Annotated in this window: 26 protein-coding genes; 19 read left to right on the top strand and 7 right to left on the bottom strand. The window is 66.9% G+C overall.

The genetic code is table 11. From position 1 onward, the window contains the following. The first annotated feature begins 36 nt into the window (after positions 1-36). The 5 genes from H4W26_RS08720 to H4W26_RS08740 all read left to right on the top strand — a co-directional run bounded on the left by H4W26_RS08720 (position 37) and on the right by H4W26_RS08740 (position 5,436). Complete coding sequence (locus tag H4W26_RS08720) at positions 37-1,293, top strand: DUF418 domain-containing protein (RefSeq protein WP_192591668.1); 1,257 nt, start codon at positions 37-39, stop codon at positions 1,291-1,293. A 34-nt stretch (positions 1,294-1,327) separates the two neighbouring features. Beyond that, positions 1,328-2,239 (top strand): ABC transporter ATP-binding protein, encoded by a 912-nt coding sequence (locus tag H4W26_RS08725; protein ID WP_192591669.1) that lies wholly within the window; start codon positions 1,328-1,330, stop codon positions 2,237-2,239. Further along, on the top strand, positions 2,236-3,117 hold the full coding sequence (locus H4W26_RS08730) for an ABC transporter permease (protein WP_192591670.1): 882 nt from the start codon (positions 2,236-2,238) through the stop codon (positions 3,115-3,117). The genes H4W26_RS08725 and H4W26_RS08730 overlap by 4 nt, the downstream gene beginning before the upstream one ends. A gap of 64 nt (positions 3,118-3,181) precedes the next feature. Continuing rightward, positions 3,182-4,561 carry a sensor histidine kinase gene (locus H4W26_RS08735; protein WP_318779817.1) on the top strand — a complete coding sequence of 460 codons (1,380 nt, stop codon included), beginning with the start codon at positions 3,182-3,184 and terminating at the stop codon, positions 4,559-4,561. An 89-nt stretch (positions 4,562-4,650) separates the two neighbouring features. Then, positions 4,651-5,436, top strand: a complete 786-nt coding sequence (locus tag H4W26_RS08740; protein WP_225939956.1) for a response regulator transcription factor — start codon at positions 4,651-4,653, stop codon at positions 5,434-5,436. 49 nt (positions 5,437-5,485) lie between these two features. Here H4W26_RS08740 and H4W26_RS08745 read toward each other — a convergent pair whose 3' ends face one another. Continuing rightward, positions 5,486-5,677 carry a hypothetical protein gene (locus H4W26_RS08745; RefSeq protein WP_192591672.1) on the bottom strand — a complete coding sequence of 64 codons (192 nt, stop codon included), beginning with the start codon at positions 5,675-5,677 and terminating at the stop codon, positions 5,486-5,488. A gap of 39 nt (positions 5,678-5,716) precedes the next feature. On the opposite strand from H4W26_RS08745, the gene H4W26_RS08750 reads away from it, so the two are divergent. The 6 genes from H4W26_RS08750 (at position 5,717) to H4W26_RS08775 (ending at position 10,397) form a co-directional block, all read left to right on the top strand. Beyond that, complete coding sequence (locus H4W26_RS08750; RefSeq protein ID WP_225939653.1) at positions 5,717-7,036, top strand: M18 family aminopeptidase; 1,320 nt, start codon at positions 5,717-5,719, stop codon at positions 7,034-7,036. Positions 7,037-7,268: 232 nt separating this feature from the next. Further along, positions 7,269-7,568, top strand: coding sequence for a 30S ribosomal protein S6 (gene rpsF, locus H4W26_RS08755; protein ID WP_192591674.1), 300 nt, complete (start codon positions 7,269-7,271; stop codon positions 7,566-7,568). 57 nt (positions 7,569-7,625) lie between these two features. Then, positions 7,626-8,222: a single-stranded DNA-binding protein gene (locus H4W26_RS08760; protein ID WP_192591675.1), complete on the top strand. Its 597-nt coding sequence runs from the start codon at positions 7,626-7,628 to the stop codon at positions 8,220-8,222. 111 nt (positions 8,223-8,333) lie between these two features. Then, positions 8,334-8,573: a 30S ribosomal protein S18 gene (rpsR, locus tag H4W26_RS08765; RefSeq protein WP_036475751.1), complete on the top strand. Its 240-nt coding sequence runs from the start codon at positions 8,334-8,336 to the stop codon at positions 8,571-8,573. Between the two features lie 34 nt (positions 8,574-8,607). Further along, complete coding sequence (gene rplI, locus H4W26_RS08770) at positions 8,608-9,060, top strand: 50S ribosomal protein L9 (protein ID WP_192591676.1); 453 nt, start codon at positions 8,608-8,610, stop codon at positions 9,058-9,060. A 215-nt stretch (positions 9,061-9,275) separates the two neighbouring features. Next, entirely contained in the window at positions 9,276-10,397 is a 1,122-nt protein-coding gene (locus H4W26_RS08775; protein WP_192591677.1) for an LLM class flavin-dependent oxidoreductase, read from the top strand. 96 nt (positions 10,398-10,493) lie between these two features. Here H4W26_RS08775 and glsA read toward each other — a convergent pair whose 3' ends face one another. After that, positions 10,494-11,504 carry a glutaminase A gene (gene glsA, locus H4W26_RS08780; protein ID WP_192591678.1) on the bottom strand — a complete coding sequence of 337 codons (1,011 nt, stop codon included), beginning with the start codon at positions 11,502-11,504 and terminating at the stop codon, positions 10,494-10,496. Between the two features lie 704 nt (positions 11,505-12,208). Further along, positions 12,209-12,991, bottom strand: a complete 783-nt coding sequence (locus tag H4W26_RS08785; RefSeq protein ID WP_318779818.1) for an alpha/beta fold hydrolase — start codon at positions 12,989-12,991, stop codon at positions 12,209-12,211. Between the two features lie 84 nt (positions 12,992-13,075). Between H4W26_RS08785 and H4W26_RS08790 the strand changes: the two genes are divergently transcribed. Both H4W26_RS08790 and dnaB read left to right on the top strand, forming a co-directional pair. Beyond that, positions 13,076-14,692: a peptide synthetase gene (locus tag H4W26_RS08790; RefSeq protein WP_192591680.1), complete on the top strand. Its 1,617-nt coding sequence runs from the start codon at positions 13,076-13,078 to the stop codon at positions 14,690-14,692. After that, positions 14,689-16,050 (top strand): replicative DNA helicase, encoded by a 1,362-nt coding sequence (dnaB, locus tag H4W26_RS08795; RefSeq protein WP_192591681.1) that lies wholly within the window; start codon positions 14,689-14,691, stop codon positions 16,048-16,050. The genes H4W26_RS08790 and dnaB overlap by 4 nt, the downstream gene beginning before the upstream one ends. 47 nt (positions 16,051-16,097) lie before the next feature. Here dnaB and H4W26_RS08800 read toward each other — a convergent pair whose 3' ends face one another. Next, complete coding sequence (locus tag H4W26_RS08800) at positions 16,098-17,054, bottom strand: SDR family oxidoreductase (protein ID WP_192591682.1); 957 nt, start codon at positions 17,052-17,054, stop codon at positions 16,098-16,100. An 86-nt stretch (positions 17,055-17,140) separates the two neighbouring features. Here H4W26_RS08800 and H4W26_RS08805 point away from each other — a divergent pair, with 86 nt between their 5' ends. After that, positions 17,141-18,097, top strand: a complete 957-nt coding sequence (locus tag H4W26_RS08805) for a helix-turn-helix transcriptional regulator (RefSeq protein WP_192591683.1) — start codon at positions 17,141-17,143, stop codon at positions 18,095-18,097. A gap of 22 nt (positions 18,098-18,119) precedes the next feature. Here the strand turns inward: H4W26_RS08805 and H4W26_RS08810 are convergent, their stop codons facing one another. The 3 genes from H4W26_RS08810 to H4W26_RS08820 form a co-directional block, all read right to left on the bottom strand. Next, positions 18,120-18,674: a hypothetical protein gene (locus H4W26_RS08810; RefSeq protein ID WP_192591684.1), complete on the bottom strand. Its 555-nt coding sequence runs from the start codon at positions 18,672-18,674 to the stop codon at positions 18,120-18,122. 52 nt (positions 18,675-18,726) lie between these two features. After that, positions 18,727-18,918, bottom strand: a complete 192-nt coding sequence (locus tag H4W26_RS08815) for a hypothetical protein (RefSeq protein WP_192591685.1) — start codon at positions 18,916-18,918, stop codon at positions 18,727-18,729. Positions 18,919-19,114: 196 nt separating this feature from the next. After that, entirely contained in the window at positions 19,115-20,494 is a 1,380-nt protein-coding gene (locus H4W26_RS08820; protein WP_192591686.1) for a galactokinase, read from the bottom strand. Positions 20,495-20,594: 100 nt separating this feature from the next. Between H4W26_RS08820 and H4W26_RS08825 the strand changes: the two genes are divergently transcribed. The 5 genes from H4W26_RS08825 (at position 20,595) to H4W26_RS08845 (ending at position 23,943) form a co-directional block, all read left to right on the top strand. Further along, positions 20,595-21,017: an organic hydroperoxide resistance protein gene (locus H4W26_RS08825; protein WP_192592100.1), complete on the top strand. Its 423-nt coding sequence runs from the start codon at positions 20,595-20,597 to the stop codon at positions 21,015-21,017. Between the two features lie 97 nt (positions 21,018-21,114). Further along, entirely contained in the window at positions 21,115-22,305 is a 1,191-nt protein-coding gene (locus H4W26_RS08830) for a pirin family protein (RefSeq protein WP_192591687.1), read from the top strand. A 79-nt stretch (positions 22,306-22,384) separates the two neighbouring features. Beyond that, the gene (locus H4W26_RS08835; RefSeq protein WP_192591688.1) at positions 22,385-22,762 is read left to right on the top strand and encodes a YidH family protein; all 378 of its coding nucleotides are present in this window, start codon (positions 22,385-22,387) and stop codon (positions 22,760-22,762) included. After that, on the top strand, positions 22,762-23,088 hold the full coding sequence (locus H4W26_RS08840; protein ID WP_192591689.1) for a DUF202 domain-containing protein: 327 nt from the start codon (positions 22,762-22,764) through the stop codon (positions 23,086-23,088). Before H4W26_RS08835 ends, H4W26_RS08840 begins: the two co-directional genes overlap by 1 nt. An 84-nt stretch (positions 23,089-23,172) precedes the next feature. After that, positions 23,173-23,943, top strand: a complete 771-nt coding sequence (locus tag H4W26_RS08845) for a SurA N-terminal domain-containing protein (protein ID WP_192591690.1) — start codon at positions 23,173-23,175, stop codon at positions 23,941-23,943. Positions 23,944-23,989 lie beyond the last annotated feature (46 nt).

Raw genomic sequence — 23,989 nt, forward strand, 5'->3', positions numbered from 1 at the left:
GCGCAGGGAGGCGAGGGTGTCCCGTAATTTGGAGGGATGCAGAGACTTCATGCCGTCGACGCGCTGCGAGCCCTGGCGCTGCTGGGAATCCTGGCCGTCAACATCTGGTACTTCGCCTTCCCCGAGAACCTCAGCGGCACGGGCCGCTCCGCCGGTGTGGACCCGGGGCCTGCGGATCAATGGGTCGCGTTCGCCGCCACCGCGCTCTTTGAGGGCAAGTCCTATGTGGTCTTCTCCTTCCTCTTCGGACTCTCCTTCGTGCTGCAGTGGGGGTCCGCCCACCGCTCGGGAGCGAGTGAAGTCACCCGCTCGGTCCGCCGCTTCATCGGCCTGATCATCCTCGGCCTGCTCCACGGCATCTTCCTGTTCGTCGGTGACATCCTGCTCGCCTATGCCCTGCTTGGATTCGCGCTGCTGGGCCTGCGCAGAATCGGCGCCCGCGCCGCGCTCACACTGGCCGCGGCGCTCTGGCTGATCGTCGCACTGGCGATCCTCGCCCTCGCCAGCCTGACCCTGATGCTGGCGTCCTCCGGCATGATGGATCCTGCTGCGCTCGACGCCGCGGCACTGAGCCCCTCGGCCCAGGACGTTCGGGAGTCCTACACCGGAGGGCTCGGCAGCTATCTGGCCTTCCAGCTCTCCACCTACGCGCTCATCGCGCCCTCCACGCTGATCGTGCAGGGGCCGGTGGCCTTCGCGGCCTTCCTGCTCGGCCTGGTGGTGGGGCGCGGACGCGTGCTGGAACGCATCATGACGGGCGAGATTCCGACGGCGCGGCTGCTCCGCCTCGCGATTCCGGCGCTCGCAGTGGGCGGGCTGCTGAGCGTCACCGCCGCCTGGCTGACCTGGGGCGCCCCGTGGATCCAGCATCGGCCGGGCCAGCCAGACACGGGTGGACTTGGCATGGAGACGCTCAGCGGAGGGCTGATCTTCCTGGCCGGCCCGATCCAGGCCACCGGCTACGTGCTGGTGGCGCTGCTGATCCTGCGGCAGCCTCGGTCCGGCTGGCTCGTGCGGGCGCTGGCCCCGGCCGGAAGAATGTCGCTGAGCAACTATCTGGGCCAGTCGCTGGTGCTCGCGGTGCTCTTCTCCGCCCTGGGGGCCCCGCTGGGCCTCGGGCTCGCGGGTCAGCTGAGCGCGAGCCAGGTGGGGCTCGTCGTCGTCGGACTGTGGGTGGTGCAGCTCGTGCTCTCGAGGATGTGGCTGCGTCGGTTCGGCCGCGGCCCGGTGGAGGTTCCGCTGCGCGCGTGGACCTACGCCGAACCGAGGCGTGGGAATCATCCTTCAGCGTGATGTGCCCTGCTGCGGGTCGGCATAGCGTGGACGCATGATCACAGCGAAGGGCCTGCGCAAGACCTACGGGGCGACCACTGCCGTGGACGGGATCAGCTTCGCGCTCGCCCCGGGCAAGGTCACCGGCTTCCTCGGCCCCAACGGGGCGGGCAAGTCGACCACCATGCGCATGGCCATGGGGCTGGACCGCCCCACTGCTGGCAGCATCACGATCAACGGCAAGGCCTTCGCCGAGCACCGCGCGCCGCTGCGTGAGGTCGGCGCCGTCCTCGACGCCGGAGCGGCCCATCCGGGATGGACCGGCCGCCAGCAGCTGCGCATCCTGGCCGCCACCCATGACATCAGCCATGCCCGGGTGGATGAGGTCATCGAGATGACGGGCCTGACCTCGGTCGCGTCCAAACGGATCAAGGGGTACTCCCTGGGGATGAGTCAGCGGCTCGGCATCGCGGCCGCGCTGCTCGGCGACCCCGGGGTGCTGATCTTCGACGAGCCGATCAACGGCCTGGACCCGGAGGGCGTGCGCTGGGTGCGCCAGCTCGTTCGTCGGCTGGCCGCTCAAGGCCGCACGGTCTTCATCTCCTCACACCTGATGTCTGAGATGGCGCAGACCGCGGATCACCTGATCGTGCTCGGTCGCGGCAGCATCATCGCTGATCAACCGGTGGGTGACTTCATCGACGCCACGGGGGAGACGCGGGTGCTCGTGCGCACCGAGAGCTCGCAGGAGCTGATGAACGGACTCGCCGGACCGGAGGTCACACTGGTCTGTCAGGACGCGGAGACCTTCGAGGTGCGGGGGCTCGATGCCCGCAGCATCGGACGCCGCGCCCTCGAGATGGGACTGGTGATCCACGAGCTCACACCGCTGCATTCCTCCCTGGAAGACTCCTACCTGAAGCTGACCGGGGAGTACGTCGAACACCGCTCCGGAGGATTCTCATGAACGCCCACGTCTCCCACGCCACCGGAACTGCGGGCGCAGCAGAGCCTGAGCAACCTGCACCTGCGATCGCCGAGGTGACATTCACCCGGGCGCTGCGCGCCGAGTGGCTCAAGCTGCTCGCGCTGCGACTGAACTGGTGGCTCTGCGCCGCCGCCGTGGCGCTGCTGATCGTGACCCTGGTCGCCACCGTGTTCAGCACCCGGTTCCTCATGGCGGATGCGTCGCTGACCGGCGGGAATGCCCCTCAGACCGGTCTGAGCCTCTTCGAGAACGTCTTCTCCACCTTCACCCTGGTCACGCTGCTGATGGGGGCGCTCGCGGCCGTGGCGATCACCACGGAACATACCTCGGGCTCCATCCGGTCCTCGCTGGCGGCGGTGCCGAACCGGACCATGTTCTTCTTCGCGAAGCTGCTCGCGGTGCTGGGCTTCATCGGTGCGCTCACAGCGGTGCTGGTGGTGCTCAGCTTCGTGGTCCTGCTTCCGCTGAGCGGCTTCTACGATGTGCTGCCCGAGCTGCTGGGTGCTGAGATCTGGTGGCTGGTGCTCAGCAGCTGGGCCGTGGTGGTGATCACCGCTGCGATCGGCTTCGGCCTGGGTGCGCTGCTGCGCAGCACCGCAGGGGCCGTGGTGACCTACTGCCTGCTGCTCTTCAGCGGCCCCATCGCGCTGGGCCTGCTGCTCGCCGTCAGCGGCGGCGCAGGGTGGGTGACCGAGCTGATGCGCTTCGAGATCTTCGCGCTGCAGCGTCAGTTCATTGCGGGCTCGGCCTCGATGAGCACTGACCTCCCGGTGCCGCTGGCAGGACTGCTGCTGCTGGTGTGGGCCGGTGCTGCCGTGATTCCGGGCTGGCTGGTCTTCCGCCGTCGGGATGCCTGACCCCCACGCCTGGCGAGACCGGGCTGACTCCGATCGTGCAGACCCACTCGGTACAGTCGAGGCTGTGAAGACTCAGGCCGCGCCCGAACCCTCAGCGGGGCAGTCGATGCCTCCCGGCTTCGAGGAGCTGGGCATCGTGCGCCGACGGGGCGTGCGCGGCTGGTTCCGCCGACACCCGAGGTGCATGGACGCCGTCGTCGTCGGGGTCTACCTCTTGCTGAGCCTGTGGGTCTATCCCTACGCCTTCTATGATCTGGGCGATCGCGCGTGGTGGCTGCTGCTCGGCTACGGGGTGATCGCCGGGGCACTGTTGTTCCGGCGATCCCACCCCATCCCGGCGCTTGCGCTGATCACCCTCGCCGAGGGGTGCATGCTGCTGCTCTACCCCTGGCAGGGCGGCCAGATGCTCGGTCTGTGCTTCGCCGCCTACGCCGTGGCACGGAACCGTGGGCTCCTCATCGGGCTGCTCATCTCGCTTCCGGCCTGCGTGCTCGGATATCTGCCCTTCCTGCGCAATGATCAGTGGAACGCCGAGCACGGGCGCAGCTGGTGGATGGAGAACTACTACGAGCCCATGGGCCTGAGTGAGATCCAGTCCTTCAGCGTGCTCGCCGTGACACTGTTCTTCAGTGTGGGCATCTCCGCGGGAATCGGTGCGGCGGTGCGCCGCGGGCGCAGCCACGAGCAGGAGGTCCTGGAGTGGGCCCGGCGCACGCAGTCCTACGCCCGCGTCGCCGAGCGCAACCGGATCGCGCGAGAGATGCATGATGTGATCGCCCATTCCCTCTCGGTGATGATCTCCCTGGCCGACGGCGCGCGCATCGTGGCGCGCAAGGATCCCCACCGCGCCGGGGAGGTCCTCGAAGAGCTCTCCGACACCGGGCGCACCGCCCTGGGAGACATGCGCCGAGTGATCGGGGTGCTGCGCGAGGGCCAGGACGTCGAAGCCGCGCGTCGGCCCATCGGAGACTCCCTGGAGGAGCTCTACGAGGGATTCCGGCAGGCGGGCCTCCCGCTCACCGTGAGTCTCACCGGTCCGCAGCTGCCCGAGGACGCCGGGTTCGGACTCACCGTGCACCGGATCATCCAGGAGTCGCTGACCAATGTGCTGCGCTACGGTCGCCAGGTCACCGACGTCACGGTGACCATCGAGCACCGCCCGGGCCCCGACGCGGAGGAGGCCCGCCGACTGCGCTCCGAAGGCCTGAGCTCCGCAGACCAGGCCGCCCTGGGCATGCCCGCCACCGGGCAGGTGGTGCTGACCATCACCGACGACGGGCTTCACCCCGCCCACGGCGAACGCCGCGAATCGATGGGCAGCGGACAGGGGATCCATGGGATGGAGGAGCGCGCAGGCTTCTACAACGGATCGGTCTACGCAGGTCCGGCGCCTCGCCGGGGCTGGATGGTGCGAGCGGATCTCGAACCGCCGCAGAAGGGATGAACCAGGTGAACCCCATTCATGACGACGCGGCCACACGTGCTGAGGCTCCAGGGCCTGCGGACCCCGACGAGCGGGCAGCACTGAACGTGATGCTGGTCGATGACCAGCACCTGCTCCGGATGGGCTTCCGGCTCATCCTCGAGGGAGAGGAGGACCTCCGGGTTGTGGCGGAGGCCGCCGATGGCGTGGAGGCGCTGGAGACTCTGCGCGGGCTGCCCGAGCAGCAGCGACCCGATGTGCTGCTCATGGATGTCCGCATGCCGCGGATGGACGGGATCGAGGCCACGGCCAAGGTGGTCGCTGAGTTTCCGCAGACTCGGGTCATCATCCTGACCACCTTCGATCTGGATGAGTACGCCTTCTCTGGGCTGCAGGCCGGAGCCAGCGCCTTCCTGCTCAAGGACGTGACACCTGAGGATCTGGTCCATGCGGTGCGCGTGGTGGCCGAAGGTGATGCCGTGGTGGCACCTCGGATCACCCAGCGACTGCTCGACGTCTATCTGCGCGGAGCCGAACCGCGGAGTGTCGGGACCGCCGCAGATCAGCCCGCGACTGCGGCCCCGAGCTCCTCGGGTGCAGCGGGACGCCGCGAGGCGGCGCGTCGAGACAGGGCGGGTGAGTCTCTGCCGAACGGCGAAGAGATCGCCGCGGCCATGGACGACGGCGTCCTGCGAGACCCGCTGACCCAGCGCGAGACCGAGGTCCTCTTCGCGGTGGCCGAGGGTCTCTCGAACGCCGAGATCGCCTCAAAGTTCTTCCTCTCCGAGGCGACGGTCAAGACCCATGTGCGCAGAATCCTGACCAAGCTGCAGCTGCGCGATCGCGTGCAGGTGGTGGTCTACGTGTTCCAGACCGGGCTGATCGGGCCCTCCTAGACCAGTTCGCCCGGCCGCGGCTGAACCAGCCGCACCCCGGACCTGGCCCTCAAGTTGAGCCGTCCACCCCGGGGCCTCCCGGAGGCGTCTCCTGAGTGCGCTTCTCGAGGTATTCCTGGTGATCACGCATCCCGTTGCGCACCGCTGCCCGGATGATGGCATGTAGCACGAAGGTGATCACCACCAGGAACCCAGCGAAGATCAAGAGGTTCACGACAAGGCCGGTCCACATCATTGACATGGATCAACGCTAGCAAGGCCGCCGATTAGGATGGCGGGCATGAGCACTCGGGACCACATCGAAGACCTGTCGGACTACGTCACCGCCTCGCCCTCCTCCTACCATGCGGCCGCGGAGGCCGCGGAGCGCCTGGTGGAGGCCGGCTTCACTCAGCTGGGCGAGCATCAGGACTGGCCGATCGAACCGGGCCGCTATGTGGTCCTGCGCGACGGGGCGGTGATTGCCTGGGTGGTGCCCGAAGGCGCTGGACCCACCACCGCGCTGCGCGTCCTCGGAGCGCACACCGATTCCCCCGGGTTTAAGCTGAAGCCCAAGTCCACCCTCCTCCGGCAGGGATGGCTGCAGGCGGGTGTGGAGATCTATGGCGGTCCGCTGCTGAACTCCTGGCTGGATCGCGAACTGCGCCTGGCGGGGCGACTCGTGACACGCGACGGCGTCACCCACCTCGTCGCCACCGGGCCGGTGGCGCGCATCCCGCAGCTGGCCATCCACCTTGATCGGCAGGTCAACGAGGGACTGACGCTGAGCAGGCAGTCCCATACCGCTCCGGTGCTCGGGCTGGCCGGGTCCTCCGAGCAGGCGGCCGAGGCAGACGTGCTGGCAGTCCTCGCCGCCTCAGCAGGGGTGGAGCCGGATCAGGTGGACGGCTACGACGTCGTCCTCGCCGATGCTCAGGCACCGGGGACCTTCGGGATCCAGGAGGAATTCCTCGCCTCGGGTCGATTGGACAACCTCTCCTCCGTCCACGCTGGACTGACCGCCCTGGAGGCTGTCGCGGCAGAGGCTGAGCAGGGTCAGGTCATCCCGATGCTGGCCGCCTTCGACCACGAGGAGCTCGGTTCCGCCTCGCGCTCCGGTGCTGCCGGCCCGTTCCTGGAAGAGGTCCTGGGCAGGATCTATGAGGGGCTGGGGCGAGCTGTCGGACAGGACGGAGCCTCCGCCACACAGCGTGCGCAGGCGCTCGCAGGTTCCTGGCACCTCTCCAGCGATGCTGGGCATGCCGTGCACCCGAACTACGCCGAACGCCACGACCCGGCGAACCGTCCCCTGCCCAACGGCGGGCCGCTGCTGAAGATCAACGCCAATCAGCGCTACACCACCGATGCACCCGGTGCCGCGATGTGGGCCGCCGTCTGTCGAGCCGCCGGGGTGCCGACGCAGGAGTTCGTCTCCAACAACGATCTCCCCTGCGGTTCCACCATCGGACCGATCACCGCGACCCGGCTCGGAATCCGCACCGTCGACGTCGGCATCGCGCTGCTCTCCATGCACTCCGCGCGCGAGATGTGCGGGGTGGAAGATCTTCACCACCTGCGGGACGCGGTCGCAAGCTTCTTCACCCTTGATCTGCCCGGGTGAATCCCTGCATCGGGCGGCCGGCCCACCCGGGATGATCGACCCCGGCGGATTCGTCCACCGGCTTCGGGTTCATCTCGGCGGGGAGAACCTGTAGCATGGTGCAGGTTGTCTGACCTCGATCCTTCCTGCCCACAAACTGCGGGCACGACGGGTCAGTCCAGCAACAGATGCAAATAGAACCTCCTGTTACGGAAATCCCGTGACCGCAAGTCCGAAGGAGGTGGGTTCACTCATGCGTCACTATGAACTGATGGTGCTCGTCGACCCCGAGGTTGATGAGCGCACCGTGGAGCCGACACTCGGCAAGTACATGGAGATCGTCAAGAAAGACGGCGGCACCGTGGACAACGTCGACGTCTGGGGACGTCGCCGGTTGGCTTACGAGATCCAGAAGAAGACGGAAGCGGTCTACGCCGTCGTCAACTTCCACTCCACCCCGGACTCGGCTGCCGAGCTCGACCGACTGCTGCGCCTGAACGAAACGATCATGCGCACCAAGATCACTCGCCCCGAGGAACAGAAGATCGATTAATCCTCCAGGTGGAGCTATCCACCTGTCAGGGCGAACCAGCAACCAAGGAGCATATCCATGGCCGGCGAGACCATCATCACCGTTGTAGGCAATCTGACGGCAGACCCGGAGCTCCGCTTCACCCCCTCGGGTGCAGCGGTCTCCAACTTCGCCATTGCGTCCACACCCCGGTTCTTCGACCGACAGGCGAATGAGTGGAAGGACGGAGAGACTCTCTTCGTCCGCTGTTCACTGTGGCGTGAAGCCGCAGAGAACGCCGCTGAATCCCTGACCAAGGGCACCCGCGTCATCGCACAGGGTCGCCTGAAGGCTCGGTCGTTCCAGACCAAGGAGGGCGAAAACCGCACCTCCTGGGAACTCGACGTTGATGAGATCGGTCCCTCGCTGCGCTTCGCCACTGCCAGCGTCCAGCGCTCGGGCGGCGGCCAAGGCGGCCGTTCCGGGTCCGGTGGAGGCTTCGGCGGCGGAAACGCCGGCGGCGCACCAGCGGGCGGCTTCGGCGGAGGAGGAGACTCCTTCGGCGGCGGAAGCGGTGGCGGCGGCTCGCAGTCCGGCGGGTGGAGCAACGACTCCGCACCGCAGGACCCGTGGGGCGGACAGCCCTCCGGCGGCGGAAGCTGGGGCACCCCTGACAACAACGAGCCACCGTTCTGATCCTGACGAGCGCCTGGCGCTCTCAGCCTGAGAACTGAAGGCTCATCCGTACATATTCACCATCCCGCATCCCACAGGGTGCGGGCTCCGCTTATGAAAAGGAGCACCAAGATGGCAAAGGCTGAACTCAAGAAGCCAAAGCCCAAGGCGAATCCGCTGAAGGCTGCTGACATCACGGTCATCGACTACAAGGACACCGCCCTGCTGCGGAAGTTCATTTCCGACCGAGGCAAGATCCGCGCACGCCGTGTCACCGGCGTGACTGTCCAGGAGCAGCGCAAGATCGCCCAGGCGATCAAGAACGCTCGCGAAGTCGCACTGCTGCCGTACGCCGGCGCGGGCCGCGGCTGATCCGGGACTGACTGGGAAGGAAAGGAACAACCCAATGGCAAAGCTCATCCTGACTCAGGAAGTGACCGGACTCGGCGCTTCCGGCGATGTCGTCGAGGTCAAGGGCGGCTACGCACGCAACTACCTGTTGCCGCGTGGCTTCGCAATGACCTGGACCAAGGGCGGCGAAAAGGACGTGGAGCGTCTGCGCTCCGCTCGCAAGGCTCGCGAGATCGCCACGGTTGAGGAAGCACAGGCAGTGGCTAACACGCTGCAGTCTGCCCCCGTGAAGATCACCGTGAAGACCGGCGACTCCGGTCGCCTGTTCGGCACCGTCGGTGCCGCGCAGATCGCCGATGCCGTCGAGACCTCGGGTCTCGGCTCCATCGACAAGCGCACCGTGGAGATCCCCACCCGCATCAAGGCAGTCGGCAACTACACCGCGACTGTTCGTCTGCACGCCGATGTCTCGGCAACCCTCGACCTTCAGGTCGTCGGCTCGAAGTAATCGCGCGATGCTGCGGCCGCTGTGCGGCTGACGCTGAGAATGCCCCGGCCACCCTCTTCAGGGACCGGGGCATTGTCATGCCCGGTGCGCGAGCGGGAATGGCCGACGGCGGCGGGGCGTTGAGCTCTTAGTACTTCAAATTTTGAGTAGTAGGCTGTAGAGAGGCAGCACGCGGCTCGTCACACGTTTCATCCAGCGCAGCACAGGGAGCAGCTATGCAGTTCGGGGTCTTCAGCATCGGCGACATCACGCCTGATCCGACAACAGGACGTGTGCCCACCGAGCACGAGCGCATCACGTCCATGGTGGCCATCGCGAAGAAGGCCGAAGAAGTCGGACTCGACGTCTTCGCCATGGGTCAGCACCACAACCCCCCGTTCGTGGCCCCCGCGAATCCTCCGATCCTGATGGCTCATCTCGCCGCGCAGACCAGCAGGATCCAGCTCTCCACCGCCACGACGCTGATCACCACCACGGACCCGGTGCGGATCGCGGAGGACTACGCCTACGCCCAGCATCTGGCCGAGGGCCGCATCGATCTCACGCTGGGTCGGGGAAACACCGGGCCGGTCTATCCCTGGTTCGGCAAAGACATCCGCGCGGGCATCCCGCTGGCGGTGGAGAACTACGCGTTGCTGCACCGTCTGTGGAGAGAGACCGATGTCGACTGGTCCGGGCGCTTCAGGACCCCGCTGCAGGGATTCACCTCCACCCCACGGCCGCTCGACGAGGTGCCGCCCTTCGTCTGGCACGGCTCGATCCGTTCGCCGGAGATCGCTGAGCAGGCCGCTTATTACGGTGACGGCTTCTTCCACAACAACATCTTCTGGAACAAGGAACACACCGGGCGGATGATCGAGCTCTACCGCAGCCGCTACGCCCACTACGGACACGGCACCGAGGAGCAGGCCATCGTGGGACTCGGCGGACAGGTCTTCATGCGGCACAACTCCCAGGACGCCGTGCGGGAGTTCCGCCCCTACTTCGACCGGGCGCCCGTGTACGGTGGAGGGCCTTCGCTGGAGGACTTCAGCGCGCAGACTCCGCTGACGGTGGGCACCCCCGAGCAGGTCATCGAGCGCACACTGAGCTTCCGCGAATACGCCGGCGATTATCAGCGCCAGCTCTTCCTGATCGATCACGCGGGACTGCCGCTGAAGACCGTGTTGGAACAGATCGACATGCTGGGCGAGGAGGTTGTGCCGGTCCTGCGTCGCGAAGTGGCCGCTCGGGCACCTGTTGGCACCCCAGAGGCGCCCACGCACGAGTCGCTGACCCGCCGCCGTCGTGAGGGTCTCGATCCCGTGCCAGGCGGCGGCAGGGCGGACGCCGCCTGATCCACCCGGGCGCCCAGCCCGGGGCGCCGCTCCGGTGAGACCTCAGGTGCCGCCTCAGGGGCGGCAGGCGCCAGCTCAGGGGCGGCAGGCGCCAGCTCAGGCGCGGGCCTGGAGCTCCTCGATGACGTTGATGCGCTGGTTGCTCAACAGGTGCAGCGAGAGCTCGTTGGAGAGGTGCTGGAACATCGCCACCCCCTGGACGCTGCTGCCCTCTTCATCAAGGCGCGGCGCAAAGGACGCGATGCCGACCTGACCGGGCAGGACGCCGATGATGCCTCCGGAGATGCCAGATTTTGCAGGGATGCCGATCTGGGTCAGCCAGCGCCCCGAGGCGTCATACATGCCGCAGGTGGCCATGACCCCGAGCGTGGTCCGCGCCGCCTCGGCGGAGACGACCTGCTGCCCCGTCTCGGGGTTGACGCCGTTGTTCGCGAGCGTGGCGGCCATCCGGGCGATGTCCTTGACGGTGACCAGCACCGAACAGATGTCGATGTAGCCGCGCACGGCCTCCTCCGGCTCGATGTCCAGCGAGCCGTGGGACTTCAGCATGTGGGCGATCGCCATATTCCGGTACGTGGTCGCAAACTCCTCCTCGGCGGCGTCCCAGTCCACGTCGAGCTCCTGCCCGGCGAAACCTGCCATCCCCTCCAGAATGCGAGCCGTACGACTGCGCACGGCAGAGGTCCGGGAATCGCTCACCCGGCCTCCGGGGTGCGACTCATGGCGGGTGTGGTCCACGAGCTGGTGGGTGGCGATGGCACCAGCATTGATCATCGGGTTCAGAGGTCGTCCGGTGCCGCCCTCCAGAGAGAGCTCGTTGAAGGCCTCACCCGAGGGTTCCATGCCCACCATCTCGCGGACTCTTTCCAGTCCGACGTCGTCCAGTGCCAGTGCATAGACGAAGGGCTTGGAGATCGACTGGATGGTGAAGCGGTGCTCGTCATCGCCGGCCGAGCATTGCTGTCCATCGGTCGTGGCCAGGGCCAGCGCCTGGAGGTTCTCGTCGGCGTCGCGCAGTCGAGGGATGTAGGACGCAAGCGTGCCGGTGACGTCCCGGCTGGACTCGCGGAGGACCTCGTGGAGATAGCGGTTGATCGATTCGTGCACTGGAATACTCCTGGGGGTCTTGGTCTGCCTACGCTACCTCCTGGAGCCTGACGGCTGACCTGGGGGTTTCCTGGACGAGTTCCTACCAGGTTGTGGAGAATCTGTGGAAAACGAGGCGGACCAGAGCCTATACACCTAACGGCAGGGTTACGGCAAGGTGGCCAGAAGGCCGGGAAAACTGATCAGTAATTATTTTGATGCACAGGCGTGTCGTTGCATCACTGCTGGTCAGACCCGTTTGGTGGAACCTTATCCACCGATATCCACAACCTACTGCACATGTTGTGCACAAGACACGCCGCGTAGTCCACACCTTTTCCACAGGGGTTGATTTTTGTTCTATTGCCCCGGCTCCCCTCTGGACCTAAAGTGTGGAAAGTCCCTCGGATGTGGATATTGGCTGGGCACTGCTCAGCGCGCATTCACAAGGGCCGCAGACTGCGGCCCGAGCGGAGATGCGAGGGCCGGGAAGCGATTCGCGGGTCGGCCCGTGATCACCGCTTCCGAGGACTCGGGAAGTCCGAGGAGATCCAGAGCTCCGCACCCCCTGAGCCGACGTGCTTCAGCAGGGTGAGCGGCTGGATCTCAACACATCGGGTCGCCGGGAGACCGGCCAAGGGAAGGGAATCACGCGTTCACACCACGTGATTCTGCTGCGTCGCCCGGCGATCCGTTCCCCACGTCAGCACGCGAGACGACGACGCTCAGGCGGGGTGCGCGGCGATGAAGTTGGCGACTCTGCGAGGCCATGAGTCGAGCTCCTCGGGTGTCTCCGCAATCTGCAGCTCCGAGCGGGGGATGAGTCTATGCAGCTCCTCCGCAGTGGAGACGGGGTGGGCGTAGTCATCCACCCAGGCCAGGATCAGTGTGGGAACCTCGAGAGCTGCGATCTGCTCGGGGGTCGGAAGATCGCTGATGCCGGCGCCCCGGAAGATCGACGGCAGAAGCTCCTGGCTCACCGCGGGGACCCGTTCCTTGGGCCGGTCCGCCAGTGCCGGCGGCGGCAGCACCTGACGGCCCACCCGCACAAAGGCCCCGATCCCCTGATCCTCCACGAGAGCGGCTGAACGCTGATAGGTGTCGGCCTGTCCCGCTCGAGTCTCCCAGGCTGTGGGCGGTACGAGCAGGGTCAGCGTGCTGAATCGCTGTGGATCCTGCAGCGCGGCATACAGGAGCGTGGCCGCCCCCATCGAAGGCCCTGCGGCGTGGACCTTCTGTCCGGGAGCCACCTCGTCCAGGAGATCGAGCAGATCCTCGGCGAGGCGCGGCCAGAGGTAGTCCTCCGGGACAGCGCGCCCTATGGAGGAGCCGTGTCCGCGGGCGTCATAGCGCAGCACGCGACAGTCGGCCAGGCTCAGCGTCATGTCCAGACCCGCGCGCTGCTCGCGGGAGGCACACGAGGTCAGGCCATGGAGCTGCACGAAGGTGGGCCCGTCCCCAGAGATCTCATAGGCAAGCTTCGCCCCGGCTGTCTGGAAAAGCCCCACGGTATTGAACTCCTGCATCTCAGCTGAACAACAAGTTGCGCCTGTTTGGTTCAGGCGCGATGAACGCCCCCTAGACTACGCCGTATGCGGTTGACGAATGTGGCGCAGATGCACACCCGACCCGGACGGCTCTCCAGCTACTCAGTCGTGGCCGCGCCCACGCCCGGGAGCGATCCGGGTCCCGATCGCCGCGTCGGCTTTGGCATGCCGCAGCCCGAACCAGCTGCGCAACCCGCCCAGCCACCGGCCGGCCTGCCGGTCTCCTTCGATCAGAACCGCCATGTCAGCTTCGGATCACGCCCCGGGTCCTGGATGGCGGTCTCTTTTCAGCTCGACGGGCCCGCCTCGCTGGAGGAGATCGCGCAGGCGTGGCTCGAAGTGATCCACCGGCACGGGACCCTGCGCACCGTCTTCGACTGGCGCGAGCCTGACGGCTCGAGTCATGGTGGTGCAGATCACGCTGCGTTCGTGGGGGATGAGGCCAGTGCGGTGTCCTCGCAGGACCGGTCCGCTGAGAACCCGTCCGCGGAGAACTCCGATCAGCGCTCCGGAGGCCCCGACACCGACCTTCTGCTCCGTGAGGTGGGGATTCGCCCTGGCACCTGGGAGCAGCTGATGGCTCCCGATGCGGGGTATCAGGTGATCGGGTTCAACGCGGACGCCCACCCTTCTCGCCAGGAATCCGCGCGCGAGCACCTCAGCGCCACGGAGGTCAAGGCGGCGCTGCGGGCCCACTTCGATTCCGTCTGCGATCCGTTCGGCAGGCCCTCGCACCGCCTCTGCGTCATTGACGACGGCGAGTCCGCGGCGGTACGGGACACGGCCGGTTCGCCTCAGATCATCATCGGTTCGGACCATTCGCACGTCGACGCGTGGTCTCTGCTGGTCCTGGTCCGCGACTTCACCGCTGTGCTCGCCGATCTGCGCGCCGGACGTCCGCCCGCCGCGCAGCTTCCGATCCCTGAGCCCTTCTCCGCCCATACGGCGGCCTGGGAGAACAAGCCGATGCCCCCCGCGGAGATCCGCACCCGCTGGCAGGAGATCCTCGACGCCGGCGGTGGTGTGATGCCCACCTTTCCGCTGCCGCTGGGTGACATCTCACTGCCGGTCAGCGAGAAGGTCGAAGTTCGGGATGTGCTGGACACTGCGGAGCTGGATCGGCTGGAGGACCACGCCAAGGCGGCAGGAGTCCGGCTGATCGCCGTCGCCGTCTCGGTGATGACCCGGCTCTTCCGTGAGCTGGGCGACCAGCCGCTGCGCACGGTGTTCCCGGTGCACAGCCGCGACGAGCCGCGCTGGTTCGACTCCGTGGGCTGGTTCATCACCAACGCCGTCCTGGAGAACGACGACGACGACCTGCTCGCCAGCTATAGGGCGGTGAAGGAGGCGATCAGACTCGGCTCGCACCCGATGTCCCCGATCATGCGCCCGTACGGCGGTATGCCGGCCGAACCGGGAATGTTCGCGATGAGCTGGCTCGATCACCGGCGCCTGCCGATCAATGTGGACGAGGCGCTCAATGCCCAGCATGTCTCTGCCGTGGTGCAGACCGACGGGGTGATGATCTGGTTCGTGGTCAACGAGACCGGACTGCATCTGCGCTGCCGCTACCCCGATACCGAACAGGCTCGAGAGACTATGCACAACTGGCTCGATGCTGTGGTCGAGGGACTGCGTGCACCGAGTATCGTGGAGGGGTGACTACAGAGCTCTACGACACCGGTTCCCCGGCAGGGGCGGACTCCCGCACGCCTCCCCAGGACATGGTGGCGGAGCAGTCGGTCCTGGGCGGCATGATGCTCTCCAAGGACGCCATCGCCGACGTCGTCGAGGTGCTCCGCGGCTCCGACTTCTACCGTCCCGCGCATGAGCTCATCTATGACGCGATCATCGACCTCTACGGCCGCGGGGAGCCCGCCGATGTGGTGACGATCTCGGATCATCTCACCAAGCGCGGCGAGCTCCAGCGCATCGGCGGACCCGCGTATCTGCACAACCTCGCTCAGTCGGTGCCCACGGCCGCCAACGCCGGCTTCTATGCCGAGATCGTCCGTGAACGGGCGATCCTGCGCCGACTGGTCGAGGCCGGGACCAAGATCGTCCAGCTCGGCCACACCGCTGACGGCGAGGTCGAGGGCATCGTCAACCAGGCGCAGTCCGAGATCTACAACGTGGCCGAAAACCGACAGAGCGAGGACTATGTCTCGCTGTCTGAGGTGCTGGGCCCCACCATCGACGAGATCGAGACGAACTCGGCCCACGACGGCGGGCTCACCGGCATCCCGACCGGGTTCCGCGATCTCGATGACCTGACCCACGGCTTCCACGGCGGGCAGATGATCATCATCGCCGCACGTCCCGCCATGGGCAAGTCCACCCTGGCGCTGGACTTCGCGCGCGCCGCTGCGGTGACCAACGGCATGACCGCCGCCTTCTTCTCCCTGGAGATGGGACGCAACGAGATCGCCATGCGACTGCTCTCGGCCGAGTCGCGGATCCTGTTCTCCGATCTGCGCAAGGGCAACATCCGGGACGAGGACTGGGAGAAGATGTCCGAGGCGGTGGACCGGCTCAACGACGTGCCGCTGTTCATCGATGACTCCCCGAACATGTCGCTGATGGAGATCCGCGCGAAATGCCGTCGGCTCAAGCAGCGCAACAACCTCAAGCTCGTGGTGCTGGACTATCTGCAGCTGCTCTCCTCGGGCAAGCGCGTGGAGTCCCGCCAGCAGGAGGTCAGCGAGTTCTCCCGCACCCTGAAGCTCCTGGCCAAGGAGCTTGACGTGCCGATCATCGCGCTCTCGCAGCTGAACCGTGGTTCAGAGTCCCGCCCGGACAAGAAGCCTCAGGTCTCCGATCTTCGTGAATCCGGCTCCATCGAGCAGGACGCCGATATGGTCATGCTGCTGCACCGCCCCGAGGTCTACGACAAGGAGACCGAGCGCGCCGGTGAGGCCGACATCATCGTGGCCAAGAACCGTAACGGTCCCACGAGGGACATCACCGTGGCCTTCCAGGGCCACTACGCGCGGTTCCAGGACATGGCCCGAGACTTCTAGGCGCCGCTGTCCTCCTCGGCAGGCTGAACCACCGGGCGAGCGCTCATTCAGCGGTAGTTGTGGACTTCCAGCTGGTCCACCTGGGTGGTTTCCATGTCGGTGATGAAGCTCCATGCATCGGGCCGCGAACCGTCCACATCGGTGAGCCCGTAGTGCTCTGCCAGCGAGAACGAGCTCAGGGATTGTGTGTTCCACCGTGCGCGCCGGGGGTCTGCTGCCAGTGCGGTGATCCCGCGAGCAAGCAGCGCCGGGGTCTCTGAGATCACGAACTCATACGGCGGGAGCGCGTCTGGTTTTCCCCGGTTGGCCTCTGCCGACTCGCGCCAGTTCTGCTCAGTGACGCCGAAGGCATCGAGCATCATCTCGGAGCGAAGCCAGCCGGGGGAGACCGAGACGGCAGTGCCGCCATGGGGGGCGAGCTCGTGGCCCTGGGCGAAGGCGAGCCGATCCACGGTGGTCTTGGTGAGATCGTGGAACACGCTCTCACGGAAGTGTGAGGCGTTATAGCTGCGGGTCCCGTCGGTGACCTCCACGACGAGGGATCCCCGGTTCTTCAGCAGCAGCGGCAGCGCCGCGTGGCTGGTGTAGAGATGCGTGGTGAAGCCCGTCTGAAACAGCTTCATCCCCTCGGCGAGGTCGTGGTCCCACAGCGGGAGCCCGAACTTCACGTACGCCTCCCCGCCGATGTCATTGACCAGGATGTCGAGCCTGTCCTGCTCCGCGGAGATGCGCTGGATCAGGGCACGGACGGCGTCGGGGTCCAGATGGTCGGTGATGACCGGGATCGCTCTACCGCCGGCTGCGGTGATCAGGTCGGCGGTCTCCTGGACCGTCTCCGCACGCCCATAATCGGAGGGGGTCTGGGAAGTGGAGCGTCCGGTGCAGTAGACGGTGGCTCCGGCGTCGGCGAGTGCGCGGGCTATCGCCCGTCCGGCGCCACGGGTCGCGCCGGTCACCAGGGCGATGCGACCGTGCAGGTTGTTCACGGAATCTTGTTCGGTCATGGGGTTCTCCTTGCCGTGGGATCTCTGGTCATCAGGTTCCCAGGCATTGGCGACATCTCGTGTCGTCAATTATCTAGACTCTCTTCATGCGCTCTACTCGGCTTCTCGCTCTGCTGATGGAGCTCAGCCGGGCGCCGCAGAGGAACGTGCGGCAGCTGGCAGCACGTCACGGAGTCACGCCGCGCACGATCCAGCGCGACATCGCCGCTCTGCATGAGCTCGGCGTGCCGATCTGGACGCGCACTGGACCCGGTGGGGGCGTGGGTCTCGTGGACGGATGGAGGTCACCGCTCACCGGCATGACTGCCGCAGAGCTGCAGGCGCTGCTCTTGGGTGATGCCGGTTCCCGGGCGCTGGGACTGGAGTCGGACTACGCGACGGCCAGATTGAAGATGCTGACTGCCAACCGACTTCAGGCCGATGTCGTGCAGCCTGTACAGGAGCGTTTCCTGGTCGACAACGAGCGTTGGTTCACCGAACCTGAGCGCCCGGTGGCGCTGACCGAGGTGGCGCGCGCTGTCTGGTCTGGCCGTCGGCTGCGGATCCGCTACGAGAGTCCACGCTCGGGCTCGACGGCGGTGACCCGGACCCTTGACCCTCTGGGTCTGGTGCTCAAGACCGAGGCCTGGTACCTCGTTGCCGCGCATCGGCACCGCCTGCGCACCTATCGACTGATCCGGGTCCGTGAGGCTCGCGTGCTCGAGGAACCTGGGTGGCGCCCGGAGAAGTTTTCGCTCGCGGAGCATTGGGGCCGTTCCCGCACTGCGTTCGAGGCCTCGTTGGGCAGGTTGCCGGTCACGCTGAGGATACCCAGCGGCTCCGCCGCCGCGCTGGTGGCCGCAGTGCCTGGGTCCGAGACGCGTCGGGCGATCGACGGCGCAGCCCAGGGCGCCGCTCGGCTCACGGTCGAGCTGCAGATGGAGAGTCTGGAGGTCGCGACGGCAGCTCTGCTCGGAGTGCCCGAGGTCGAGGTTCTCGCGCCCGCTGACCTGCGTCTGCAGCTTTTCCGGCGCGGGCAGCAGCTTGCGGCTCACAATCGATAGCCCGCAGAGTCTGGCCGCGGACCTAGACGATGCCGAGGATGACGTCGAGGAAGGCGTATCCGAGTCCGCCGTAGAGCAGTCCGATCCAGAGTGAGTGTGTCAGTGCGGTCCAGAACCTGCCTGTGGCGATGAGCAGCCCGAACGCGGCGGGGGTGCAGGCGAGAGCGCACCCGCCGACGAGCAGCCAGAGACCGGTGAACTCCCCGAGGGCGAGCATGTAGAAGCCCACCCCTATGGTCCAGACCATGGTGAACTCGAACATGAGGGCGGCGATGACCACGGTGACGACGATCGCCCAGAGATAGCGCCCCCATTCGCCGCTGAGCCGACGGAGCGTGGTCCGCGGGCTGCTCGGAGCGGGAGTGGCGCGAGATTTTGAGGCCGAGGAGCGGGGTGCCGAGGTTGTTGCGCGGGGCTTGGAGGCAGGCTTCGAGGCCGCGGGGCGCCGCGTCGTCGTGTTTTTCCCCGCTGTGCTCTTCTTGGCGGTTGCGCCTCTGCTGACGGTCGAGGTCTTCTTCGCGCCAGCAGGCGAACGGCGGGGAGTCCTCCTGGCGGGGCTCTTCTTGGGGGTGCTCACAGCCTGACAGCGTACCGGCTGCCGTCGTGACCGGGACGGAGCGCCTCGGGGATCAGAGCCAGCCGAGATAGGGAAGGGCGAGCAGGAACACGATCAGTCCGATGCCCACCCCGAGGGTGACTGCCACCGTCTGGCTCGAGTTGGCGCGTCCGAGCTCGGGTTCGTCCCGCTCGGCGGGCTTGGGCGGGACGTGCGGTTCCGAAGGAGGTTCCACTCGGTCGCGACGTGCTCGATGAGATGACATTCGTACACCTCGCTTGGCAGGGATGCGCCGCAAGAGAAGTTCGCGCGCGCTTCTCTCACTCTAGGAAGCGTCTCTGAGAAGGACCTGTGCGCAAGGTGGGACCTTGCCTGTGCCCGCGCGGGGCTTTCGGCGGCACCTGCGGCTCGAGTCCCGGCGCAGGGGGTCATGCAGGGGAATCAGCTGCGACGGAAGGCCGTCACAGCGCGTGGGCGGCCGCGGAGGGCGCGACGTCGATCAGCCGGATATTGCGGCTGATCCTCTCCAGCGCCGCGGTGAGCCGGGGGAGGCCCGCCGGTGCGATCAGCACCAGGACCGATCCGCCGAAGCCGCCTCCGATCAGTCGGGCGCCCTCAGCACCCTGGGCCAGGGCCGTCTCCACCACGAGGTCCGCCACGGTGAAGGAGACCTCGGCGTCGTCGCGCATGCTCATATGCCCAGCGGTCAGGATGTCGCCCACCGTGGAGGTGATGTGGCGTACGCCGTAGGCCTCCCCGGAGAGCAGGTGATGCAGCTTCTCAGAGCGCACCATCTCGGTGAGAGCATGACGCAGACGGCGTCGGCAGGCTCCGATGTCGCGTCCGCCCACGGATTCGAGCTGCTCGGCCAGGCGGTCGAACTCCTCGAGCACATGGAGCACGTCCGCCTTGCGGGGCTTCTCCGGGAGGGCGTCGCGAAGCCGCTCGAAGCCCAGCAGCTGTGCCGCCGCCTCGGCGTCGGCGCGTCGATCGCTGAACTGTCCATCGGCCAGGCGGTGCGCCTGCCCGGTGTCCACGGCGATCAGGCGGTAGCCGCGAAGGATGCAGCCGATGTCGAGCGGCTGCACGCTGAAGTCCCGGCAGTCCAGGGACAGCACCTTGCCTGCCCGGGCGCGCATGGCAGCAGTCTGGTCCAGGCCGCCCGTGCCTGCACCCACGACCTCCACCTCGGCGCGCACACAGGCCGCCGCAAGCTGCTTGCGGTGTTCGCGAGTCAAGGCCGCGTTCAGATCGTCGAGCGGGTTCTGCTGCCCGAGCGGAGTTCCCAGGGCGACGAAGGCCAGAATGCTGGCGCACTCCAGCGCGGCCGAGGAGGACAGACCGCCGCCGATGGGCAGCGTGGAGACCACCAGGATGTCCGCGCCGAAGCCTTCACTGACCTGGAAGTCCGGCTGGGAGGTGCCGAGTTCGCGCAGCGCCCAGAGGGCCCCATGCACGTACTGGCTCCAGTGACCTGCGGCGCCATCCTTCAGGGCGTCCTCGGCCCCCGGCTCTGCGCGGAGGCCGATCTGATCCGCGAAGACCGTGGTGACGCCGTCGTCCAAGGAGGCGTCCAGCGTGCGCAGCCGGAGCAGACCGTCCTCGCGCGGTGCGGCGGCCACATAGGTGCCGTGGGCGAGGGCCATCGGCAGGCAGCGACCCGCATGGAAATCGATGTGCTCACCGTTGAGATTTGCCCGCCCGGGCGCGAACCAGGTGCCGGAAGCTGGCCGGCCGTACTCCTCATGGAAGCGGCTGACCAGGTCAGACTGAATCTCTTGGGGCTCGCCAGGGGCAAGCCAGACGGCATCGGTAGTTCGCACGGTGGTCCATTGTGCCACTCACGAACGCTGTGATGTTCTTGTGCCTTGACCGGTGCCGTCCCGGAGTCATCCCGGCGGTGCGGTCCACCAGGACGAGCGAGAGGATTTCTCCATGGCGATCGAACCCGTGTACACCACCGAGGCCTTGGCCACCGGTGACGGCCGCAACGGACGCAGCCGCACCTCAGACGGCCGGATCGACCTGGATATGGCCGTTCCACAGGCCATGGGCGGTTCGGGGGAGGGGGCGAACCCGGAGCAGCTCTTCGCGCTGGGCTACGCCGCGTGCTTCCACGGTGCGCTCCGCAAGGCCGCCTCGGAGGAGGGTGCTGATGTGACGGATTCCTCAGTCGGAGCCAGGGTGAGCATCGGCAAGGACGACGACGGCGGCTTCGGTCTCGCCGTGGAGATCGAGGTGGTGATCCCTCATCTCGACCAGGTTCAGGCTCAGCAGCTGGCGGAGAAGGCCCACGCCTCGTGTCCCTATTCCAAGGCCACCCGGGGCAACATCGAGGTGCGGGTCAGCGTCTCCGACGACTGAGCAGGCGGCGCTCTGCGCCGGTGGCGGACATCCTGGGCATATTGCTTGAATTTTGAAATACTCAGGTGACGCCTGGTCATCACCAAGAGGAGACGCAATGAGCAGCACCGACCTCGAACATCAGGAACAGGTCTGCATCAACGGGCCCTATACCTACGAGGGTCTGCGCGACGGCGTCGTCCGGGGCGACGGGGGCGTGGAGCTGCTGGAGCCTCGCACTGTCCCTCTCGGTGGACCGCGTGCCATGAACGTCCGCCGCACCTTGCCGCAGCGGGCACGCTCGCTGGTGGGGGCGTGGTGCTTCATCGACTTCTACGGTCCCGATGACCTGACCGAGGCCACGCCCATGCGTGTTCCCCGCCACCCGCACACAGGTCTGGCCACCGTCTCCTGGCTCTTCGACGGCCGGATCGACCATATGGACTCTGCTGGGAACTGGGCCACGGTGCGCCCGGGGGAGGTGGTGGTGATGAACGCTGGAAGCGGCATCACCCACTCGGAGTACTCCACCACGGACACCACCGTGCTCCACGGAGCACAGCTCTGGTACGCATTCCCGGATCAGCATCGCTTCGTGGAACCCTCGCTGGCCACCCACCGGACAGATCCCGTCCAGGGTCCGGGCTGGAAGGCTCGGGTCTTCCTGGGCGAGCTGCTCGGACAGCGGTCCCCGGTCGAGACCTACCTCCCGCTGACCGGAGCCGAACTTCGACTCGATCCTGGCACGGTCCTTGAGCTGGACGTGCCGTCCGCCCACGAGCACGGACTGCTGCGCATCTCGGGTGCCGTGCGGCTCAACGGGACGCTGCTGCCAGAGGATCACCTGGGCGTGAGTGAGACCGGCGCCACCACTCTGCGCATCGAGGCCCTGGACGAGCCTGTGCTGGCGCTGCTGCTCGGCGGGGAGCCGCTGGGGGAACAGATCGTCATGTGGTGGAACTTCGTGGGCCGCAGCCATGAGGAGATCGTGGCCTTCCGTGACGCCTACCAGACGGAGATGGGCTTCGAAGCCCCCGCACAGGACTCGCCGCTGAACAGCCATGCCGACACCGGCTCACACGCAGTCGGCTCTGAACGCGCAGCGCGGCCCGACGGTTCCGAACACCAGGTGTCAGTCCCGAGCGGCGCGCTCGGTGACCCCGTGCACGGTGAGCTCAGGGACGCCCTGGCGGGCTCCCAATACGCCGACGGGAGGCTGTTCCCGCAGTTCGGGGACTTCCCCCCGGGCCAGGCGGCGCCGCTTCCGGCCCCTGCATTGCCCAGCACACGGATGAAGCCGCGCGGCTGAGCTGAGGCACCTGCGCCTATGACACACTTGTCTCGCGCGGCCGGTGGACCGGCGAAACAGGTGAGCAGCAGGAGGAACAGTGAGCGAGAATCCACAGCGGGGACGGCTGTCCAGCCGCCTGCTCTCCCGGGGCCAGGAGCCTGACCCACGGTTCACCCTGGCCAACGAGCGCACCTTCCTCGCCTGGATCCGCACGGCGCTCGCGTTCCTGGCCGGAGGCGTGGCGGTGGAGGCCTTCGCCGCTGATGTCTTTGAGGACCCCTATCGGACCATCATCTCGGTGCTGACCATCGGCGTTGGACTGCTGATCAGCGTGGGGGCCGCTCTGCGCTGGCTCAACATCGAACGCAGCATGCGGCAGGGTCGGCCGCTGCCGATGCCATTGATCATCCCGTTGCTGAGCTTCGCCTGCGGCGTCGCCATGGCCGTGGTCATCGTGCTGGTGGTCCTCACCTGATGCGCCCCACCGTCCCCCTGCATGCCGATCCTGGCCTCCAGCCCGAACGGACCGTGCTGTCCTGGGGCCGGACGATGCTGCTGTTCTCCCTGGTCGGAGCGGTGTTTCTGCGCTGGATGCCCTATTACGGACTGTGGACGGTCGGACTCACCGCCGTCTGCGCCCTGGTGGCCGGTGGCATCTACCTCACGCAGAAGCTGCGCTACTCGCGGCAGTCCCGCGGAATCGCCGATGGGCGGGTGGAGGCTGACGTCTCTGCCGTGCTGGCCACCACCTGCGCCACCATTGCGCTGGGAGTCATGGGACTGCTGGCCGTCCTGGCCTGAACGCCAGCCGGACATTGCCTGGTTTGACCGTTGTGGCTGGGATGCTACGTTGCCCGCTCGACTACCAACAAGGAGGTCCTTGTCGTGCCGAAGAAACTGATGACAAGTTTCGCCCTGGCCGGAGTGCTGGCCCTCGCCGCCTGCGGCGACGCATCCGAATCCGAGCCTGAGGAGGGTGCCTCGGCATCCCAGGGCGCCCAGGAGGAGGGACAGGGTGCCAACGGCGAGCAGCCGGAGATGCCGGAGGCCGACACCGAGGACATTCCTGACGTCGTCGCCGAGGTCAACGGCGATGAGCTCAGCGGTGAGGACTTCACCGTGCTCTATGAGTCGCAGTTCCAGCAGCTCGCGATGCAGTCCCAGATGACCGGCGAGGAGCCGGACCAGGATGAGCTCAAGGAGCAGACCCTGGATTCCATGATCGGCAACGAGCTGCTGCTCCAGGAAGCGCGGGATCAGGGATTCGAGGCCTCCGATGAGGACGTCGACGCGCTGGTCACCGAGCAGGCCGAGTCCAACGGCATGGAATCAGCCGATGAGTTCATCGAGGCCTACGAAGAGCAGGGCATGTCTGCGGAGCAGCTGACCGAGGACGCGCGCAGCCAGGTGCTGATCAACCAGCTGCTCGCGGACCTCGAGATCGAGGAGCCCTCCGAGGAGGAGCTCCGCGAGATCTACGACCAGGCCGTCGCCGCCCAGGAGGAGTCGGGCAGCGAAGAGCAGGCCGAGCTGCCCTCCTTCGAGGACGCGCGTGAGGACGTGGAGGAGCAGGCGACCTCGGATGCACGCAACGAGGCCGCCATCGACCTTGTCGAGGAGCTTCGCTCCGAGGGCGACATCGAGACGCACCTCTGAGCCTCTGAGGGACAGGCGCCGCGTGCTGAGTCCGGGCGCGGGCGCC

Origin of the sequence: Nesterenkonia halotolerans (genome assembly GCF_014874065.1) — a bacterium.
GTDB lineage: Bacteria > Actinomycetota > Actinomycetes > Actinomycetales > Micrococcaceae > Nesterenkonia > Nesterenkonia halotolerans.